This window comes from Agrobacterium sp. 33MFTa1.1 (assembly GCF_004328495.1).
Classification (GTDB): Bacteria; Pseudomonadota; Alphaproteobacteria; order Rhizobiales; family Rhizobiaceae; genus Agrobacterium; species Agrobacterium pusense.
The window spans coordinates 469,799-487,983 of record NZ_CP036360.1; the positions used below are offsets into that span (position 1 = coordinate 469,799).

Here is an 18,185-nt window from a genome sequence, read left to right on the forward strand (position 1 = left end):
TCTTTGCTGAATGGACCCTCAAGCGTGGGTGTAAACTGATCGCGCGTTTGCCGATGTGATCCCGTTGCGATGCCAGGAGATAGATGGGCTTTGGTATACTCGGCGGGATATCGGGCTTGCTGTCTCGGTAATGGCCGGCCGGAGAATTTCAAGAGCATCCGATGACCTCACGAAAAAAGCCGCCCCGGTTAAGGGGCGGCAAGGCGGACCCATGTCCGCGCTTCGGGCTTGGAGGGGAACAACCCGAGCAAGTCGCCGCGGTCAAGGGCGGGAAGGATCTCGGCGACGAGTAAAAGTTAGTCGATTACAGCGGGGCGATGCAGATATACCTTGGTTTGTAAGCGGCGCGGCCAGTTCTTTTCGAGACGAGCGGGCAAGCGAGTGACTGGTTCGTTCCTATCTGCAAGCGACCCAGGCTGGTGGAGGTGTTCCATAATATTGATTATGCGATTACTGTATGTAGCCGCAAAGTTAAAGTGTCCTGATCCTGCAAAGTTGGAATGTCACACTCCCCGGGTCTGATTAGCATCTGGGAGATTGCGGATGGGATTGATTACGATGAGCGAGCGCGACCTGCAAAGAATCGAGGTGCTGTCCAAAGTCGTGGATGGCCGCATGAGCATTGTTGCAGCAGCCCATGTACTGGCGATCAGCACGCGCCACGTCCAAAGGTTGGTCGATCGAATTGAGCATACCGGCGCTGGCTCGATCAGACATAAAGCGATCGGTCGACCGTCCAACAATAAAATAGCCAGCGGCGTCCGTGATTACGTTTTGATGCTGGTGCGTGAACGCTACCTTGATTTCGGACCTACGTTCGCGGCCGAGAAGCTTCAGGAAGAGCATGGTGTCACAGTCTCGCGTGAGACGCTGCGTAAATGGATGCAGGATGCCGGCATATGGCTTTCGAGAAAGCAGCGGCGAACGTTTCATCAGCCGCGGTTGCGGCGTGAGGCCTATGGCGAGTTGGTGCAGATCGACGGGTCGGAGCATCGCTGGTTCGAGGATCGTGGTCCGGCATGCTCTCTATTGGTATTCGTTGACGACGCTACCGGTAAGCTGATGCAGCTCCGGTTTGTTCGATCTGAGAGCGCCTTTACCTATTTCGAGGCATTGGCGCTTTACCTCAAAGAGCATGGCGCACCGATTGCCTTCTATTCCGACAAGCATTCGGTCTTTCGGGTGGCAAAGAAAGACCCCAAGGGCGGCCAAGGCATGACGCAGTTCGGCCGCGCTCTATCAGAGCTGCACATCGAGATCCTCTGCGCCAATTCCAGCCAGGCCAAGGGCCGTGTCGAGCGCATGAACCGAACGCTTCAAGATCGACTCGTCAAAGAATTACGGCTGGCCAAGATCAGCGGCATGGAAGCTGGGAATGCCTTCCTGCCGACATTCATCTCCCAATATAATGATCGTTTTGCGGTGGCCCCTGCCCGTTCCAACAACCTTCATCGACCTGTCGACATGACAGCAAGCAGGTTGAAGGATGTTCTCTGCAAGCGTGAGGAGAGATATGTCGGCGCGCAGCTGACATTCTCTTACGAACGTAAACGCATCATACTCGAAGATAACGACGTCACGCGCGGCTTAGTCGGAAAGTATGTCGAGACATACGCTTACGCTGATGGTCGACTGGATATTCGATGGAAAGGTCACTCGTTGCCTTACAAGATCTTCGACAAGGACCAGCGCGTGAGCCATGCGGCTGTGGTCGAGAACAAGCGTCTCGGCGAGGTACTGGCCTACATCAAAGAGCAGCAAGATCAATGCCACGCAGCTGCGCCAAAGACCAACAGCGAGAAGATCGGCTACAAGCCGAGAGGTCGCAAGCCAGGTCCACGGACGGATTTCATGAACGATCCCGAAGTCATAGCGAGACGGCAAAACGCTCTCGCCAGAATGGACGCGGCTGAATAAGGGCCGCTATTGGCCCCAAGCGGACTTTAGACCTCAAATGGCATCGGCTGCCATGATCCTCGAAACGGAAAATCGGGTGGGTCAAGTCGCCAAGTTTCGCCGTTCTGAAACTGAATTTCGCGGCAACCGTATTTCAACTGATCGACAGTCAGGCTCTGCCGCTTCTCAATACAGCCGCCGCTGGCGATGACGGCATCCAGCCAGCTACTGAAACGTTCATACTCACTTGGACTTCCGAAACCGTGAATCTCGAACAGTTCGACGCTCAGGACCGATTGTGTCATGCCCAACATCCTTCTTCCTGTTCTGGACGTCACGGCGTCTGGAAAATAAAGAAATTTCCGCGAATTGGTCAATGTCTCCTGTTGGCGCGAAGCAGCCGTGATGCTGAGAAAGCTAAAGCCGAAGGGGAGTATCATCACCCGCCCCCTCCCTGACCTTGCAACCCGGCCCAGCCGGTCCGGTCGGGGGCTGACCGTCAGAGCAAGGAGGCGGTCAGTGTCGCATTTCTAACGGGCTGCGAGAGCAGCAGACGACATTTTAACTTTGCGCAATGCGCGACATTCCAACCTTGCCGCCACAAAATTTGTAGCGCGGTGGGTTCAAGGATGAAGTGCGACTTGCGAATGATAGCACTGGGTTGTCACTCGCAAGGAAGCTGCAATGAAACGCACCTACTCCCATATCGACATGGATGAACGACGCAAGATCGCACGCTGGCGTATAGCTGGCCTGACTGTTGGCATCATCGCCGAGGAGCTTGGACGCCATCGCTCGACAATTATCCGCGAGATCCAGCGCAATATGTTCATCGACGAAGTCGTCCCGGATCTGAACGGCTATTACTGTGTCACGGCACATGACATGGCGTGCGAACGACGCGCCAAGCTGAGGAAGCTGGTGCGCTTCTCGCGTGTCCGCCAATCCGTCATCGATCGGATCAAGCACGGATGGTCGCCGCAGCAGATCGCAGGAAGGATGCGCTTGGAGCGGCATCCGATATCGGTCAGTCACGAAACGATCTACAAGTTCGGGTATTCTCCCGACGGCCAAGCGATCAAACTGTGGCGGCACCTGCCGGAGCATCGCGCTCGGCGGCGACCGCGACATGCCAGACGCAAGCATGGCCAAAGGTTTAGCCCGGAACTCAACATCTTGCGCCGCCCGGATGTGGTCGCTGATCGCAAGCAGTTCGGGCATTGGGAATGCGACCTAATCCAGTTCCGGAAGAAGTTTGGAAAGGCCAACGTGACATCACTCGTTGAAACGGGTTAGCCGCTTTGCGATCTTTCTACGCAACAACGATCGGCAGTCTCGACCGGTCATGAACGGCCCTGTGCAAGCACTCCAGGCCCTGCCCCACCTCGCCCGTCGTTCCATTACGTTCGACCGTGGCACGGCGTTCACCGACTGGCCTTACCTACAGGCGAGCATTGGCACCCAGACCTAATTCTGCGACCCGCAATCGCCGTGGCAAAAAGAAACCGTCGAAAATATCAACAGGCGGGTGCGGAAATGGCTTTCGAGAGAGGTCGATCCCTTAGCGGTTACCGACGCCGACCTCATGGAAATCTGTAACCAGCTCAATGCCACGCCGCGCAAATGCCTCGGCTATCGAACGCCGGCGGAAGTCTTCCGAAAGAAACTGCTCGCGCAGATGCGGCATGCCGGTTAGCTTGAAACACCCTGCAATTCGCGCTTCGGCATGAACTCACACGCCATTTAGTAATGCGACATTTGGGCCGGATAGAAATGCGACACTCTCCTCGCACAACGCTGGTCAATGTCAACGTTGGGAGCAAGGATGCGACGATGCTCAGTCTGACTTCAGTCAGGAACGATCGGAGTTGCCATGTCCTTTTTGATCACCATGTCGCAGAAAGAATTGCATCGCCTCGAAGTCATTCAGAAGATTCATGGTCGGCGCCTGAATGTCGTCCGCGCACCATCGAGCCCATGGGCGACGATCTCATCCATGGCCGCGCGCAAAATCATTTCCCTCGTTCGTTCCGGGTATCTCCGCACGCTGATGGTTTGGTCATTCATGACACAGCCTCACCGCATCACATATTGGCGTAAGCCGGCCCCTCGCCGCCCTGCGGCGGCACCCAGTTGATGTTCTGGTTTGGGTCCTTGATGTCGCTCTTGGAAGGTCGCCGCACCGGAGCGAAATGAGAGGATAACCAGAGTGAAAGGGTTGGAGCAGGCACGCACGCCACGCGCCCACACGGCCCGGATCAGCGGGATGCTGCCGAAAAACAGACGGGCTTAGGAGCTCTTTTTGTTGATAGGGATATATCCACTGGTGGGTGCGATTAAGGTCGTGAACCCGCGCGGAACATTGACAGTGGCCGGGTGCTTTGGAACTTGCCCCAAGTCCATGTCAGAGCGACACAGGTCAACTGGCTCTACACGCGCCACCCGCGCGTCCATCGGATGGCTTGATGCTCCAGGATGCGGAGAACGGAAGGTAAAGACCAGAGCGGCGAATGGCACCGCCCCTCTGCCACATTGAAGGTCACTGTGCTGATCCTTTCATGACGAAGGCATGATGGTGCTGGATACCGCCGCCCTGACCCGCGCAACCAAATCGTTCGGACCTTTGACGCCAACGACCGTTACGGCTGCGAGAGTATCGCCAGGACACTGGGTCGGTTTGGCAGTTGTCGGGTTGCCAGGCCTCGCAGCGGAGCAACCACGGACAATGCTATCCCTTTCCGACGCAGGGCCAAGACCCCGGCGGCTTTGGTCGCCGGGGATTTCTGAGATTGCAAGTGCTCAGCCCCGCAATTGAAGATCGGCATAAACCTCTTCGATCCTCGCGGCCTCCTCATCGGTGAGCGCAGCGAACTCCCTGTCTCTCGCACGCTTTGACAGCCTTCCATCGTTCTGGCGCAGGAACCGAAACAGAAGGTCGAGCAACCGATCCGGCATGTCGATCAAGCTCTGGACCTCTGTCTTGAACGCATCATAGATTCGCAGGAACGAGGTCTCGGCCGGCAAATCGACGTCGATGGTGCGGGCGACGCATTCAAACAGGAACTCCGCCTGCGGCGTCAGGTCGAGATAGCGGTAGAAATCGGCGGTGTCGTTCAAGACCTCGACATTGCCACGATCAGTCGCCTGCCAGCGGATATGCGGCAGAAGACGGCGCGAATAGCTTTCGAGTACGGTCCGATAGGCGTCGATGCGAGCAAGGATGACGGCCGACACCGGAAAGACCAGGCCCGGCGGATTGAAGCCACGCTCGGCAAGGACATGATGGATCAGATAACGATGCAGTCGCCCGTTGCCGTCCTCGAACGGATGGATGTAGACGAAGCCGAAGGCGAGGATGGCGGCGGCGAGGACCGGATCGAGCCGGTGCGCGGGGCCGCGATCGAAGGCGATCAGCCCATCGACCAGTGACGGAAGATCGTCGTGGCGGGCGTCGACATGATCGGGGATCGGCGCGCCGGTCAGGCGGTCGTGTTCACCGATGAAGCCGCCCTCCTCCCGCAGTCCGAGATGGACGAAACGCGCGTCGCCGATGACGATGCGTTGCAACCGTTCGAGCTCGGCGCGGTCGATCGGCCGGCGGCCGGCTTCGCCGATCACCTGTCCCCAACGCTGGATGCGATCCTGTGGTGGATCTTCTCCCTCTATCTGGAAGCTCGAACGCGAATCCTTGAGCAGCAGGAAGGCGGCAGTGCGCGCCAGAAGATCGACCGGCACTTCGGCGACGAGCCGTCGTGCCTTGTCGCCGAGGCCGCGCGCGACGAAGGCCTCGAGTGCGGGCGTGCGAAAGATCAGCGGGCAGAAGGCGGGCGTGCCGGGGAGGTTGTTCTTCACGCGGTGGCGCGTCGAAGTCGTCCCCTCAACCGCCCATTGTTGCTCAGGATCGACGGTCAGGGCGTAGCTGCCCTGGGTCGCATCGGGCAGATCGAGCCGCGTATCGAGCAGCCATTCGTAGAGGAACCAGAGCCTGCGCGCATAGGCGCCGGTCGGCGCTGCGCGGACGATGGCCGCGATCGGCTCCGGGCCGGTTTCGCGGAACAACGCCTTCAGGACTGCAAGATCCAACCCCTCGTAGCGGAGTGCAAATGTAAGGTGGCCGGCGAGATTGTCATCCGGCCGGTGGCGCGGGGTGTAGAGGCTCCAGCCCTCGGTCTGGTAGACCTTGTGACGTGGTCCGATGGCCGACAGGTTGATCGGCACGGGCACGGACAAGCTCCAGGCATCGATCAGGGCGGCATAGCCGACCGGAACGGCGGCTTCCGGCAGCCAGCGCCCGTGAAAAACGCTTGCCTCTCCTGAAAATGACTTCTTCTGCCCCGGCTCCATGAATTTTGATACCTTGCCCTGAAATCGACCTCAGGACAGACATTCTCATGAAATCCGATAACTCACAATGAATTTCGATTCATAATCTTAGATTGGGGTGAAAATCGATTCCAGGCCAAGAATACGGATGGCGCTTACGCGCCACCCATCTCGAAGCGATTGACCGGGATGCCGAGCTTCTTGGCTTTGTCGGCGAGGTTGTCCTGGATACCGGTGCCCGGCCAGACGATGACGCCGATCGGCAGAATGTCGAGCATGGCGTCACTGCGCTTGAAGGGAGCTGCCTTGGCATGCTGCGCCTGCTGCGGCGGTGGCTATTCGGCGATCTGGGCTACCTTGATAGGCTGCTCGACGGCACGCAACAAGGGCACCTGCGACAACCGCGTCAACATCCGGCGCGACCAACTGGAGACCCCCGCGCTTACGCGCTGCGCACCCGGATGCTCGATCCCAACATCTTCGCCGAGTTCTGCGATGCGTATACGCAGGAAATGAATCGCCTGCGTATGGACGCGCGCCAACATCAATGCTGCCGAGGCCGAGGTCGAGCGGATCGATCGCGAGGAGCAGCGCCTGATGAATCTCTATCTGGAGGAGGCGATCACGCTCGATGCCGTGACGGAACGCGGCAGCCAGTTGAAGACACGTAAGGCTGAACTCAAGGATTTCCTGGCGCCACTCCCGCTTCCCACAGAACATTCCGTGAAAGATGTCGAAAATCTAATCTAACTAGTTGGTTACTTCATGTCAATTTTGTCCCGGAAGTTGACTTGTGATGCCAGATCGCGTCGCCGACGATAGTAGCGACTCCGGCGTGGCCGGAGGCCGGATCGCCCCATCAGCGAGTGGCAATGGCGCGGGCACCGGTCGGTCAGTACAGCCTTGCCGGCGCATCGCCGGAACCGACGCGCTGAAAGCGAGTTTGACCGGGAGTATAATCAGCAAGCCTAATGTTAGATCTCATCGCAATACTCATCCCGCGAACCACTAGAGACAGCCGCATCGCTCCAACGAAAAGGTTCGGTGACATAGCCGTTCATGGCCTGGGCTAAAAGCCGAGGAAGAACGGCATGAAGCTGAACCAGACTGAGGTCATGGTTGACGAACTCGATCGCGGCGGATGGGCGCAGCATCGCGAAAGTCGTGCCACGCTGCTCTACCATGAGGAAATCGTCATGCGCACAATATCCTTCGAAAGACCGTACCACCAGCGGAGGCAAATATGATCATCGGATATCACGCGTCTCACGAGCAATTCGCACCCCATGAGTTGCTGTCCTTCATCAAGCTGGCCGAGCAAGCTGGCTTCAATGCCGTAAAACTCGGTCTCGATCTTGCTCAGAAGCAGGAAATTGCAGAACTGCAAGAGGATGTTACGCCGGAGGGTGTTCTGGACACCATTGACAAGATCTCGGGTGGAGCGAACGGCCGGTCTGAGGGAAGAGGACCGGAAGGGAATGTCTAGGCACCATCCAAAGCAGATAGCATGCTGATGGTTCGTCCACATGTTGACACGCATTGATCGTTGCGGACTCGGGTCTCCGGCCAATAATCATTACCCGTCGATATGACGAAACGCCGGACCGCGCGCCTAAATGAGCCGCTCCGTGGCGCATATTGCAATAGCCCTGGCGGAACTCCATCTGACCTAAGCGCGGCAGACTCGTGCATTCCGTTCATCCAAGCGCAACGGGATGTCGCGCCCGGATTTCGAGTGACTGTTTGACCGGCTGTGCCACATGAATTTCCCTCTAGGATTAGGCGCAGCCGGTCTTTGATAACCACATCCGCCAGAAACTCCCCCTCCTCCAACGCCACCGATTCACATTGCATCCCTCTCACCACCAGTTGCAGCCTGTTCGCTACAGGCAAGGTCGCGTGTCGTGGCTCGTCATGCACCTGGTGTCTGTGACCTCTTGCGTTCGGACATCATCGCCTGGAAATTCGACATCAGAATAATGCATCCGCCGATAACGACCCACACGTCTATACCTTCTCCGTAGGCGTAGAACCCGACGAGCGCAGCCATGGGCACCCGCAGAAAGTCGACTGGCATGATGACAGAGGCATCGAGGCGCTTCAACGCCTGTGCCTGGCAGTAGTGTGCACTCAAGGCACCAACGCCGGCAACCATCATCCACGGAACATCAGATAGGCCGACGTCCCTCCAGTCCGTCAAAGCGGCGAGCAGTCCCAGAGGCAACTGAATGAGGATCATCCAAACCACGATGACCGCAGGTGAGCATTCCCTGGTAAGCTGCTTGACGAGGATCAAGGAAAGGCCGTACCCTGCGGCGGCAAGGAGTACCAATCCGGCGGCGGGATCAATGACGCCGTGCCCTGGGCGCACGACAACCAGAACACCAATGAATCCGCCAAGGGTCGCGAGAAGCCGCGGCCCAGTCAGCTTCTCCTTGAGCAATAACCAGGCGAACAGCGCGACCCAGATCGGCATGGTAAACTCGAGGGCAAAGACGGACGCCAGCGGGAGAGAGACCACGCCTATTGTCCAGAAATACTGGGCGGTGAAGTGAACGGCGTTTCGGGCCAGATGTCGGGGAAACAGTTTCATCTGGCGGATCTGCGGCAGGAGTGATTTTCCCACCAGCAAGATTACGCCGAGACCGACCAGGGCGCGGAAAAACAGCACCTGCCTGATCGACAAGGTCGACGCCAGCTCGCGAGATCCTACCGCCATACTGATGAAGGACACCATGCTCAGGGCCATCCAGCCCAGTCCCTGCACAAAGTCTGCCCGCCCTCGCGTTCTACTGAAACATTTATCTTTTTCCATCATTGCTCCGGACGAATAAGTTGTGCTGCTACTATAGAGGACGCTTCGGTCTGCTTTTGTCGGCCAGATATCGCATCATGCGAAGCAGATTTCAGTGGCTTAAAGGGCCGCGAAATCTGCGTATGTAAACGCGGACATTGGTCCTGCAGCCCTTCCCCCGTCGTGTCATCCTGGTCTGGGGCCGCTGAAGCTTTCGTAGGCTCGTGTCTTTTACCGTGAGGGCGGTCAGCCGGCGCCCCCTTCCATCGTGAGATTCCTCGCCTCGCTGCCGGATTTGAGGCCAGGACCGCCACGACAGACGTCAACGAAGGGCGGCAGGCGCCCGTACGCCTCCAATTCATGCGGAAGAACAATCGTAAGCCGGCGTGTCTGCCCAGCAACCTCCTCCGGGAGGGTGAATCCGCCGTAGAGTGGTCGACCGCAACCTGCTCGTCCGCCAAAACCCACGAATTTTCCAGTTTCCGGCTCGGTTCGGACTCAACATCGAAATCGCTGTTCAAGGCCATGAGCGTAAACCGGCTAAGTGAAAGTCGGTTTGCCTCAGGCAAGGCTTGGCTGTTGAAGACATATTGATTTGGACTTGCGCGACAGCGCGATCGCGAATCGGAGGAGCGTTGCGTGTTTGAAGTTGTCGCAGATGGTTGGGCGGAGACGTATTGAGGTCGCAGCTCAGGATCCGGAAGCGACAATGGCCGGACCTGGTCAGGATCCTGCGATAGTGCACATCCTGACTGTGCTCACGGCGCGTCTTTTGCTCTCACTCAACATGGACCCAGCATTTATGGTACGCGGCAGGAAGTCAAGGCCTAAGCCGCGACCATAAGCGCCGCGCGGTGCTTTACGGAGCGCTTCTTGACTTCCTCCTCAAGCATGCCATGATTGAGGCACCATGTTGAAGATCAGCAATTTCAGTGCATTTTGCCTCAGCCGAGAGTATTCCGTCGAAGGGTACTCGCCCGGGACGTAGACTGCCGTCGCGCGTCTGTGCCCGGGCTTTGATCCTCCGGGATTGCGCGACCCAATGCTCCACAAGCAGTCTTTTATAGCGCGGCCTTCGGGCTGAAACAGAGGCATATGACATGAACACCACCAATTGCGGAAAGCCGTCGATCGTCGTCAGGCAGACTGACCACGCTCGTCTTACCTCTCTTGCACTGGCAGCACCGGGACGCGACCTTGATGTTGCCGAAGAATTGCTTATCGAACTTGAACGAGCTGACGTCGTAGAGGACGACCAATTCCCGCCGGATGCCGTAGCGGTCGGATCGACAGTGTCCTACAGGACGGAAGGCGGCGCCAGAAGATCGGTCACTCTTTGTTATCCCGGTCTCGCCGACATCGAACGCTCAATGGTCAGCGTGCTGACGCCGATTGGCGCTGCGCTTCTGGGTCTTTCTCCGGGGCAGCAGATCGAGTGGAGCGGCCGCGACGGGCAGTCACACATGTTGACGGTCCTTGATGTGACGGCCGGCGTCCCTTCCACACCCGCCTGAAGGGCTCAATTTCAGAGGATACGAGAACCTCGCCATAAATCGGCGAGGATTCCTGGCGTGCCGTGTGAAAGCAAACAGAGAAAAAGTAACGACATCAAGATGCCACGTGCGCGGGCTGGCCCGATTGCTTGCCCATCCTGGTGTCAGGCGAAATGTTGACGGTCCAGGTTGTTCGCCATCGATTGGACTTTCTTTCGGGACCACCGCGGATCGTGTAGACGACGACCGCATGCTCAGGCACCTGGAGTCATTCAAATCGTACAACGGATTTCAGCGGAATTTTAGCCACCAGGACGCCGTCGCTCCTTACGACTTCGAACTCTGCGCCGTCCACAACCTCATTCTTCAGGATTTTCTCTGCCAGCATTTCCCTCGCGGCTTGTACGGCCTCAATAAAAGCACCCTCGTCGCTAGACAGTACCGCACCCTCCGTATCCAAAGAGAGACCGTCAGCGTCCCGGACGTGGAAAAAATACCGTGGCATTGTATAATCCTGATTTCCTCCAATAACCAACTGCCTCTCATCGTATTGGTTCCGTTGGCCGAATCCGCGATGGGAGTATTGCGCAGAACTGACGGCCCCCGAGAACGAAACATCGGCGGCTCTCTGGATTGGCCCGAGCAGACTGGTTACCCTACTCCGATCAGCTTCCGGCTGGCCGCCCCCCCCCTCCGCCCCTTCGGAACAAAACCTGGAATAATTGATTTTGCTTGTTGAGATAGTGGGCGGGTGCTCCTGTTCTCGGTGGGGCAGTGGAGCACCTCTCTCTGTCCTGCCCGCGCCTCATTCCATCAAGGATGGCAGGCTGATTGTTTACGGGGATGCTCATGGCCAACGACAAGCTCTCGACCTACAGGCAGAAACGCGATTTTCAGAAGACGCAGGAGCCAAGCGGAAAAACGAAGCTGAAAGCTTCAAACCGCAGGCGCTTTGTCATCCAGAAACACGACGCCACGCGGCTCCATTATGACCTGCGCCTCGAACTCGATGGCGTCTTCAAGTCTTGGGCTGTGACCAAGGGACCGTCTCTCGATCCCCAGGACAAGCGCCTGGCCGTGGAGGTGGAAGACCACCCGCTGGACTATGGTGACTTCGAAGGCACGATCCCCAAAGGCCAATATGGCGGCGGCACCGTCATGCTCTGGGATCGCGGCTACTGGGAGCCGGAAGGCAACCGGACACCCGAGCAGGCGCTCGCCAAGGGCGACTTCAAATTTACACTGGAGGGAGAGCGGCTGCATGGCAGCTTCGTGCTGGTGCGGATGCGCAATGACCGTGACGGTGGCAAACGGACGAACTGGCTGCTGATCAAGCATCGCGACGACTTCTCGGTTGAAGAAAACGGCGCCGCCATCCTTGACGAAAACGACACGTCGGTTGCCTCGGGCAGAACCATGGACGCCATCGCCGCCGGTAAAGGAAAGAAACCAAAACCGTTTATGGTGCAGAGCGGCGATGTGCAGGCCGACGCCGTCTGGGACAGCAATCACGGACTGGCGGCAGATAAACGTGCGGCGGATACGAAGAAAAGGCGCCCTGCATCGCCGAAAGCGGCGAAGTCCGCGATGCCCGACTTCATACCTCCGCAGCTTTGCGAAACGCTAGAACGTCCACCCTCGGCCGATGGCTGGATCCACGAGATTAAATTCGACGGATACCGTATTCAGGCGCGCATTGAAAACGGCGAAGTCACGCTGAAGACGCGCAAGGGGCTGGACTGGACCGCCAAGTATCCGGCGATTGCGACATCGGCCGCAAGCTTGCCTGATGCCATCATCGACGGTGAGATCTGTGCGCTCGATGAAAACGGTGCCCCGGACTTCGCCGCACTTCAGGCGGCGCTGTCAGAAGGTAAAACGGATGCGCTCGTCTATTTTGCTTTCGACCTGCTGTTCGAGGGAAGTGAGGATCTAAGGCAACTACCGCTTACGGAACGCAAGAAAAGGCTCGAAGCGCTTCTGAGCGAGGCGGGGGAAGATCCGCGCCTGCGGTTCGTCGAACATTTCGAGACCGGTGGCGATGCAGTATTGAAATCGGCGTGCAAGCTCTCGCTGGAGGGCATTGTCTCGAAGCAGGCGGATGCCCCCTATCAGTCGGGGCGTACCGATACCTGGGCGAAATCCAAATGCCGCGCCGGACATGAGGTTGTCATTGGCGCTTACGCCAAAACCAACGGCAAGTTTCGTTCACTTCTTGTCGGCGTCTTCAGGGACAATCACTTCGTCTATGTCGGGCGGGTCGGGACCGGCTATGGTGCCAAAACGGTGGATACAATCCTGCCGAAGCTCCGGGAACTGGAAACCTCAAAATCGCCCTTTACCGGAATAGGCGCTCCGAAAAAGGAACCCAACATCGTCTGGGTCAAGCCCGAACTGGTGGCCGAGATCCAGTTCGCTGGCTGGACCGCGGACGGACTGGTCCGTCAGGCAGCCTTCAAGGGTTTGCGCGAAGACAAGCCGGCGAAGGAGGTCGAGGCCGAAACGCCGGCATCGCCCGGGAAAACTGAAACGCCAACGCCGGCCCGGCCAAAGCCGTCGCGACCGGCACGCGGCAAGAACACCAAGGCAGAAGTGATGGGAGTGATGATCTCCAGCCCTGACAAGCCGCTCTGGCCCGATGCAAATGACGGTGAGCCGGTCACCAAGGAGGATCTCGCGCACTATCATCAGGCCGTTGGTCCATGGCTGATCGACCATATCAAGGGACGGCCATGCTCTATCATCCGGACGCCTGACGGCATCGGTGGTGAGCAGTTCTTCCAGAGACACGCGATGCCGGGAACGTCGAACCTGGTCGAACTGGTCAAGGTGTTCGGCGACAAGAAACCCTATCTGCAGATTGATCGCGTTGAGGGCCTTGCCGCCATCGCCCAGATCGGCGGCGTCGAACTGCATCCCTGGAATTGCGAGCCCAACGAACCGGAGGTGCCCGGTCGTCTTGTCTTCGACCTTGATCCGGGTCCGGACGTACCCTTCTCCACCGTAGTCGAAGCCGCGCGGGAAATGCGCGACCGGCTGGAGGAGCTTGGCCTCGTCAGCTTCTGCAAGACCACCGGCGGCAAGGGCCTTCACGTCGTCACCCCGCTTGCGGTACCGAAGGGAAACAAGCTGAGCTGGCCGGAGGCGAAAGGCTTCGCACACGATGTGTGCCTGCAGATGGCACGTGACAACCCTGACCTTTACCTGATCAAGATGGCGAAGAACCAGCGCAACGGCCGGATCTTCCTCGACTACCTGCGCAATGACCGAATGGCGACTGCTGTTGCGCCGCTGTCACCGCGCGCCCGGCCAGGCGCACCAGTATCGATGCCGCTGACCTGGAAGCAGGTAAAAACGGATCTCGATCCGAAACGCTTCACCATTCGCACCGTACCGGCGCTTTTGTCGAAGACAACCGCCTGGCAGGATTACTGCGACGGGCAGCGTTCGCTGGAGCAGGCCATCAAGCGGCTGACGAAGGCGATGAAACAGGCCGCCTGAGAGCGGCCTGGATCAAGACCCGTAGCGCCGGTCAAGGTCGCTCAGCGCAGCCTGAACCTCATCGATTGAGACAGGCTCCGGCGTTCCAGGCATATGGCGGTATGCCGGCCTTGAGTCGATCGTGTAGAGGTCCGAAGCCCAGGCGGCCAATATGGTCCGTTTTTCGTCGACCTTGAGCGTGGTTGCGTCCACCACATCGATCGGCCGCGCAATTTCCATCCCCTTGAGCAGGATTGTCGTGCCCATCAGGGCGATATCGCTCGCGGCAAGCTGCGGATTCTCAAGCATGTCGGCTTCCTCAGCGAACGTGCGGATCCTTGTCGTGCGAGTGACAGGACGCGGAGATGACATCAATGTCCGGGGCCAGCAGATCGTGTTTGGCGGCAAAGGCTGCAAACAAACCCCGGGCGGTGTCCGCTTCGATCTCACCGCGCAATGCCGCGCTGCAGGCCTTCAGCGCCATTGAATGCGCCGTATCGCGCATCGATGCCGGCCATTCGGCGAGATGCCGGTAAGCGTCGATGACGCTGCGAACCTCGGTCGGAAATCCAAGGCCGATAAGGATGGTTACGGGCTCTTTGAACATATCGGGTTTCATCGCGATCTCCTTCCTACCCCCGATGTTGACGGGCGCCGCTGTAACGGCGCCCGTTTTCAAAAATTGATCAGGCCACCTTTTGCGCTTCGATCTGCGCAGGGGCAACCTTATGCTGAAGGGCCGGGCTGGTCTGGATATCGATCTTGCGCGGTTTCAAGGCCTCAGGAATCTCACGAACGAGATCGATCGACAGAAGACCGTTGCGGAGATCGGCGCCATTCACCCTGACATGGTCGGCAAGTTCGAAACGGTGTTCGAAGGGCCGGCCGGCTATACCGCGATGAAGGTATTCATCGGCGGAAGCGTCCTGCTTCTTGCCGGTAACGGTGAGAAGGTTGGATTGAAAGGTGATGTCTAGCTCGTCCTCGGCAAACCCTGCGACCGCGACCGAAATCCGGTAGCTGTCATCGCCGGTCTTGACGATGTCATAGGGCGGCCAGTCGCTCATCGAGCGGGCGCGCTGGGCATTTTCAAGAAGATTGAAGATCCGGTCGAAGCCGACGGTCGAGCGGAACAGGGGTGCGTAGTCATAAGATGTTGCCATAGCCATATCCTCCTTGAAGCAACATGGGTACAGAAGCGCCGAAACGCGGTGCTTCCAGCAAGTCCAGCCCTGTCTCAGCAACTGGCGACAATCGATTTGGTTTTCTGGAATTTGCGATTCAAGGGCGCCGTCAGAAAAAAATGACATCCAGGCGCCGGCCAGGACCAACCCATTTGAGTTCATGGACCGCGGCATTGTCCTGCACCTCGCGCAGGCCTTTATAGGACGCATGACGCAGGTTGCCATCGTCGGTCCAGCCACGGAACTCTATTTCGGCGATGAGCGTCGGCTGCGCGAAGACGTAATTCCTGCCCTTGAGCGGAACGACCGGTGTCTTCGTCTTCAGCCTATCCAGTGTCTTCTTCAGATACGCCGCATCTTTCTCCTTGAACCCGGTTCCAACGGCGCCAACATAGACCCAGTCATGTCCATGTCTCGCCGCCAGCAGCAAACTGCCAATCCCGCCGCGCGCCGCCGCCGACTGCTCGTAGCCGACAATCATGAAGCTCTCGCTTTGAACACACTTGATCTTCAGCCAGTCTCCGGTCCGGCCCGAGCGATAAGGGCTGTCACGATGTTTTGCGATGATGCCTTCCATGCCGAGAGAGCACGCGCTCGCCAATAATTCAGCGCCGTCCGCTTCTATTTCTTCGGACAGCTGGATTGCGCCGGTCGCGTCTTCAAGCAGGTCCCCCAGCAAGTGCCGTCGGACCGACAGCTCGGTACGAGTGAGATCGTGGCCATCGAAATACAAAAGGTCGAAGGCGAAGAGTACGGCTTCTGTCGACGCCCGTTTGCCGCCTCGCCCTCCGAGCGAGCGTTGCAGCGCGCCGAAATCGGAGCGACCCTCGCCGTTCAGCACCACCGCTTCGCCGTCAAGGATGGCTGTTGCAACTCCAAGGTCCCTGGCCGCTGCGGCGATAGCGGGAAACCGGTGCGTCCAGTCGTGGCCGCCCCGGGTAATGATCCGCACACCCTTCGGCTCGATATGGACCGCGAGCCGATAGCCGTCCCACTTCATTTCATAGACCCACTCGGGGCCGGACGGCGGGGCCGTCTTCAGGAGCGCCAGACATGGCTCGACGCGATCTGGCATCGGGTCGAACGGCAGATTGGGCTGAGCCGGATCGCGCCTGCGGCGCGGCTGCGATTTTGCCGTCAGGCTGTCATTCTGCAGGAGCGGCTTGGCGGGACGTTTCATTTGCCCGCCCGGTTCTCGGCCGCAACCGACTTCTTCAGCGCGTCCATGATATTGACGACATTGCTGGCTGCCGACTTTGCCGGTGTGGATGTCCTGGGTTTTGCAGACTTCTTGAGCGCTTTCTTCTTGGCGGCAATGATGTCAAGCAACCGATCCTGAACCGGATCGATGACCATCTTGGGATCCCAGTGCTGCGTTTGCTTTTTGATCAGTTGCTGCACGAGACGCATCATCTCGCTATCGGCCGTTTCATCTTCTTCGATCCCGCCAAAGTAAGTATTCTCGTCACGGACTTCATCCCCATACCGCAGCGTCCAGAGAACGATACCCTTGCCGCGTGGCTCAAGCATGACGGCGCGCTCGCGGCGGGTAATCACTAGACGTGAAATCCCCACCATGTTCTGCGCTTCCATCGCATCCCTGATGACCGAGAATGCTTCCTGGCCGACGGCATCGTTGGGTGAAAGATAATAGGGCGTGTCGAGCCATATCCACTCGATGCCGTCACGGGGCGTAAACGTCGAGATGTCGATGGTCTTCGTGCTGTCGAGCGCAACGTTTTCCAGTTCTTCGTCTTCGAGGATGATGTATTCGTTCTCGCCACGCTCATAGCCCTTGACCTCATCCTCCTCCCTCACCTCTTTTCCGGTAACGCTATCGACGTAGTGGCTGACGACCCGGTTTTCGGTATCGCGGTTGAGGGTGTGGAAGCGGACCTTCTCACTTTCGGACGTTGCCGGCATCATCTGCACGGGACAGGTGACAAGCGAGAGTTTCAGATAACCTTTCCAATAGGGACGGACAGCCATGATTTCCTCCGTCAGCCGGCGCGGCGCGTCTGTGACGAGACCGCATTTGATTTGGCAGCAGCACCCGATTTTGAAGCCTTTTGACGGCCAGCACTCTTGTTGGCGTTAGAAGCGGCACGTTTCTGGCTGGATTTGGTGCCCATGCCAGCACTCTCACGCAGCGCCTGCAAAAGGTCGTTTTGCCGGGGGACGGCTGCGGCCTTCTTCTTCGGCAGTGCCCTGCCCTCGATCTTGGCCTTCACCAGCTCGGCAACGGCGGCCTCATAACGGTCGTTGAACGTGCTGGCGTCGAAGGTCCCCTTCTTTGTGCCGATAATGTGCTCGGCAAGCTCAAGCATCTCGCCTTCAATCTTCAGGTCCGGCAACTCCTCGAAGGCCTCTGCCGACGAGCGGACTTCATAGTCAAAGTTGAGCGTCGTGGCGATCAGGCCCTTCCCGTGTGGCCTGATCAGCACCGTACGCAGGCGCCGGAAGAGCACGGTGCGGGCGATCGCAGCAACTTTGGCTCTTTTCATGCCATCGCGCAAAAGAACGAAAGCTTCCGTCCCCATCCTGTCGGGCGCCAGATAATACGGCTTGTCGAAATAGACGCTGTCGATTTCACTGCAGGGGATGAAGGCGTCGATCTTCAGCGTCTTGTCGCTGTGGGGGACGGCGGCAGCCACCTCGTCCGGCTCAAGAACGATGTACTGGCCGTTCTCGATCTCATAGCCCTTGACTTGGGCGTCCCGCTCCACCGGATCGCCGGTCTCGGTGTCGATGAATTCCCTTTTCACCCGGTTGCCGGTTCGGCGATTGAGGGTGTTGAACGCGATCCGTTCCGATGATGATGCCGCAGTGTAGAGAGCCACGGGACACGCGACCTCTCCGAATTTGATAAAGCCCTTCCAGTTCGCTCGCGGGGCAACCATGACGCAAAACTCCTGCCACAACCAATGCGATTCAAGCGAATCAGCATGCATTTGTTCCGAGTCAAAACGAATCATTTTTCAAGGATTTAGGACCATGATCACAACTGGCGTTGCG

18 protein-coding genes and 2 pseudogenes are annotated in these 18,185 nt (G+C 58.2%); 7 read left to right on the forward strand and 13 right to left on the reverse strand.

Translation table 11 applies throughout. The features are described from left to right. The first annotated feature begins 543 nt into the window (after positions 1 to 543). Positions 544 to 1,917 (forward strand): ISNCY family transposase, encoded by a 1,374-nt coding sequence (locus tag EYD00_RS25660; RefSeq protein WP_131259006.1) that lies wholly within the window; start codon positions 544 to 546, stop codon positions 1,915 to 1,917. A 26-nt stretch (positions 1,918 to 1,943) separates the two neighbouring features. On the opposite strand, the gene EYD00_RS25665 is transcribed toward EYD00_RS25660, so the two are convergent. Beyond that, positions 1,944 to 2,336 carry a hypothetical protein gene (locus EYD00_RS25665; RefSeq protein ID WP_034499187.1) on the reverse strand — a complete coding sequence of 131 codons (393 nt, stop codon included), beginning with the start codon at positions 2,334 to 2,336 and terminating at the stop codon, positions 1,944 to 1,946. 244 nt (positions 2,337 to 2,580) lie between these two features. Between EYD00_RS25665 and EYD00_RS25670 the strand changes: the two are divergent. After that, positions 2,581 to 3,592 (forward strand): annotated as a pseudogene (locus EYD00_RS25670) (IS30 family transposase). A 388-nt stretch (positions 3,593 to 3,980) separates the two neighbouring features. Here the strand turns inward: EYD00_RS25670 and EYD00_RS26470 are convergent. The 3 genes and pseudogenes from EYD00_RS26470 to EYD00_RS26325 form a co-directional block, all read right to left on the reverse strand. Then, a pseudogene (locus tag EYD00_RS26470) lies at positions 3,981 to 4,058 on the reverse strand (4Fe-4S dicluster domain-containing protein); the annotation flags it as partial. A gap of 637 nt (positions 4,059 to 4,695) precedes the next feature. Further along, a complete protein-coding gene (locus EYD00_RS25685; protein ID WP_034499193.1) occupies positions 4,696 to 6,240 on the reverse strand; it encodes a Fic family protein in 1,545 nt (514 codons plus the stop codon). 134 nt (positions 6,241 to 6,374) lie between these two features. Further along, the gene (locus EYD00_RS26325; RefSeq protein WP_267889675.1) at positions 6,375 to 6,497 is read right to left on the reverse strand and encodes a hypothetical protein; all 123 of its coding nucleotides are present in this window, start codon (positions 6,495 to 6,497) and stop codon (positions 6,375 to 6,377) included. Between EYD00_RS26325 and EYD00_RS26475 the strand changes: the two genes are divergently transcribed. Beyond that, positions 6,496 to 6,735 (forward strand): recombinase zinc beta ribbon domain-containing protein, encoded by a 240-nt coding sequence (locus tag EYD00_RS26475; RefSeq protein WP_376779261.1) that lies wholly within the window; start codon positions 6,496 to 6,498, stop codon positions 6,733 to 6,735. The two genes, EYD00_RS26325 and EYD00_RS26475, sit on opposite strands and share 2 nt — an antisense overlap. Before the next feature lie 81 nt (positions 6,736 to 6,816). Then, positions 6,817 to 6,969: a hypothetical protein gene (locus EYD00_RS26480; RefSeq protein WP_193604431.1), complete on the forward strand. Its 153-nt coding sequence runs from the start codon at positions 6,817 to 6,819 to the stop codon at positions 6,967 to 6,969. A 224-nt stretch (positions 6,970 to 7,193) separates the two neighbouring features. On the opposite strand, the gene EYD00_RS25695 is transcribed toward EYD00_RS26480, so the two are convergent. Further along, positions 7,194 to 7,403 carry a hypothetical protein gene (locus EYD00_RS25695; protein WP_131258994.1) on the reverse strand — a complete coding sequence of 70 codons (210 nt, stop codon included), beginning with the start codon at positions 7,401 to 7,403 and terminating at the stop codon, positions 7,194 to 7,196. Between the two features lie 59 nt (positions 7,404 to 7,462). On the opposite strand from EYD00_RS25695, the gene EYD00_RS25700 reads away from it, so the two are divergent. Continuing rightward, positions 7,463 to 7,705 (forward strand): hypothetical protein, encoded by a 243-nt coding sequence (locus EYD00_RS25700; RefSeq protein ID WP_034499197.1) that lies wholly within the window; start codon positions 7,463 to 7,465, stop codon positions 7,703 to 7,705. A 426-nt stretch (positions 7,706 to 8,131) separates the two neighbouring features. Here the strand turns inward: EYD00_RS25700 and EYD00_RS25705 are convergent, their stop codons facing one another. After that, the gene (locus EYD00_RS25705; protein ID WP_081859549.1) at positions 8,132 to 9,034 is read right to left on the reverse strand and encodes a DMT family transporter; all 903 of its coding nucleotides are present in this window, start codon (positions 9,032 to 9,034) and stop codon (positions 8,132 to 8,134) included. Between the two features lie 1,079 nt (positions 9,035 to 10,113). On the opposite strand from EYD00_RS25705, the gene rnk reads away from it, so the two are divergent. Then, positions 10,114 to 10,527 carry a nucleoside diphosphate kinase regulator gene (gene rnk, locus EYD00_RS25710; RefSeq protein WP_006699356.1) on the forward strand — a complete coding sequence of 138 codons (414 nt, stop codon included), beginning with the start codon at positions 10,114 to 10,116 and terminating at the stop codon, positions 10,525 to 10,527. 247 nt (positions 10,528 to 10,774) lie between these two features. Here rnk and EYD00_RS25715 read toward each other — a convergent pair whose 3' ends face one another. Beyond that, complete coding sequence (locus EYD00_RS25715) at positions 10,775 to 11,011, reverse strand: DUF6894 family protein (protein ID WP_034499203.1); 237 nt, start codon at positions 11,009 to 11,011, stop codon at positions 10,775 to 10,777. A gap of 344 nt (positions 11,012 to 11,355) precedes the next feature. Here EYD00_RS25715 and ligD (EYD00_RS25720) point away from each other — a divergent pair, with 344 nt between their 5' ends. Further along, complete coding sequence (ligD, locus tag EYD00_RS25720) at positions 11,356 to 14,007, forward strand: DNA ligase D (RefSeq protein ID WP_034499753.1); 2,652 nt, start codon at positions 11,356 to 11,358, stop codon at positions 14,005 to 14,007. Positions 14,008 to 14,019: 12 nt separating this feature from the next. Here the strand turns inward: ligD (EYD00_RS25720) and EYD00_RS25725 are convergent, their stop codons facing one another. The 6 genes from EYD00_RS25725 to ku (EYD00_RS25750) form a co-directional block, all read right to left on the reverse strand. Next, positions 14,020 to 14,295, reverse strand: a complete 276-nt coding sequence (locus EYD00_RS25725) for a hypothetical protein (RefSeq protein WP_034499207.1) — start codon at positions 14,293 to 14,295, stop codon at positions 14,020 to 14,022. 10 nt (positions 14,296 to 14,305) lie between these two features. Continuing rightward, a complete protein-coding gene (locus tag EYD00_RS25730; RefSeq protein WP_034499212.1) occupies positions 14,306 to 14,605 on the reverse strand; it encodes a DUF982 domain-containing protein in 300 nt (99 codons plus the stop codon). 67 nt (positions 14,606 to 14,672) lie between these two features. Then, complete coding sequence (locus tag EYD00_RS25735) at positions 14,673 to 15,149, reverse strand: Hsp20 family protein (RefSeq protein ID WP_034499216.1); 477 nt, start codon at positions 15,147 to 15,149, stop codon at positions 14,673 to 14,675. Between the two features lie 130 nt (positions 15,150 to 15,279). After that, on the reverse strand, positions 15,280 to 16,350 hold the full coding sequence (gene ligD, locus EYD00_RS25740) for a non-homologous end-joining DNA ligase (RefSeq protein ID WP_051674225.1): 1,071 nt from the start codon (positions 16,348 to 16,350) through the stop codon (positions 15,280 to 15,282). Further along, positions 16,347 to 17,159, reverse strand: a complete 813-nt coding sequence (gene ku, locus EYD00_RS25745) for a non-homologous end joining protein Ku (RefSeq protein WP_034499219.1) — start codon at positions 17,157 to 17,159, stop codon at positions 16,347 to 16,349. The genes ligD (EYD00_RS25740) and ku (EYD00_RS25745) overlap by 4 nt, the downstream gene beginning before the upstream one ends. Before the next feature lie 11 nt (positions 17,160 to 17,170). After that, on the reverse strand, positions 17,171 to 18,070 hold the full coding sequence (gene ku / locus EYD00_RS25750; protein WP_034499758.1) for a non-homologous end joining protein Ku: 900 nt from the start codon (positions 18,068 to 18,070) through the stop codon (positions 17,171 to 17,173). Positions 18,071 to 18,185 lie beyond the last annotated feature (115 nt).

Excerpts from the sequence above, each read along its gene's own strand:
- EYD00_RS25705 (WP_081859549.1), bottom strand. The coding sequence starts at position 9,034 with ATGGAAAAAGATAAATGTTTCAGTAGAACGCGAGGGCGGGCAGACTTT.
- EYD00_RS25735 (WP_034499216.1), bottom strand. The coding sequence starts at position 15,149 with ATGGCAACATCTTATGACTACGCACCCCTGTTCCGCTCGACCGTCGGC.
- EYD00_RS25665 (WP_034499187.1), bottom strand. The coding sequence starts at position 2,336 with ATGATACTCCCCTTCGGCTTTAGCTTTCTCAGCATCACGGCTGCTTCG.
- EYD00_RS25730 (WP_034499212.1), bottom strand. The coding sequence starts at position 14,605 with ATGAAACCCGATATGTTCAAAGAGCCCGTAACCATCCTTATCGGCCTT.
- EYD00_RS25660 (WP_131259006.1), top strand. The coding sequence starts at position 544 with ATGGGATTGATTACGATGAGCGAGCGCGACCTGCAAAGAATCGAGGTG.
- EYD00_RS26475 (WP_376779261.1), top strand. The coding sequence starts at position 6,496 with ATGGCGTCACTGCGCTTGAAGGGAGCTGCCTTGGCATGCTGCGCCTGC.
- EYD00_RS26480 (WP_193604431.1), top strand. The coding sequence starts at position 6,817 with ATGAATCTCTATCTGGAGGAGGCGATCACGCTCGATGCCGTGACGGAA.
- EYD00_RS25685 (WP_034499193.1), bottom strand. The coding sequence starts at position 6,240 with ATGGAGCCGGGGCAGAAGAAGTCATTTTCAGGAGAGGCAAGCGTTTTT.
- EYD00_RS25695 (WP_131258994.1), bottom strand. The coding sequence starts at position 7,403 with ATGGTAGAGCAGCGTGGCACGACTTTCGCGATGCTGCGCCCATCCGCC.
- rnk (WP_006699356.1), top strand. The coding sequence starts at position 10,114 with ATGAACACCACCAATTGCGGAAAGCCGTCGATCGTCGTCAGGCAGACT.
- ligD (WP_051674225.1), bottom strand. The coding sequence starts at position 16,350 with ATGAAACGTCCCGCCAAGCCGCTCCTGCAGAATGACAGCCTGACGGCA.
- EYD00_RS25700 (WP_034499197.1), top strand. The coding sequence starts at position 7,463 with ATGATCATCGGATATCACGCGTCTCACGAGCAATTCGCACCCCATGAG.
- EYD00_RS25725 (WP_034499207.1), bottom strand. The coding sequence starts at position 14,295 with ATGCTTGAGAATCCGCAGCTTGCCGCGAGCGATATCGCCCTGATGGGC.
- ku (WP_034499219.1), bottom strand. The coding sequence starts at position 17,159 with ATGGCTGTCCGTCCCTATTGGAAAGGTTATCTGAAACTCTCGCTTGTC.
- EYD00_RS26325 (WP_267889675.1), bottom strand. The coding sequence starts at position 6,497 with ATGCTCGACATTCTGCCGATCGGCGTCATCGTCTGGCCGGGCACCGGT.
- EYD00_RS25715 (WP_034499203.1), bottom strand. The coding sequence starts at position 11,011 with ATGCCACGGTATTTTTTCCACGTCCGGGACGCTGACGGTCTCTCTTTG.
- ligD (WP_034499753.1), top strand. The coding sequence starts at position 11,356 with ATGGCCAACGACAAGCTCTCGACCTACAGGCAGAAACGCGATTTTCAG.
- ku (WP_034499758.1), bottom strand. The coding sequence starts at position 18,070 with ATGGTTGCCCCGCGAGCGAACTGGAAGGGCTTTATCAAATTCGGAGAG.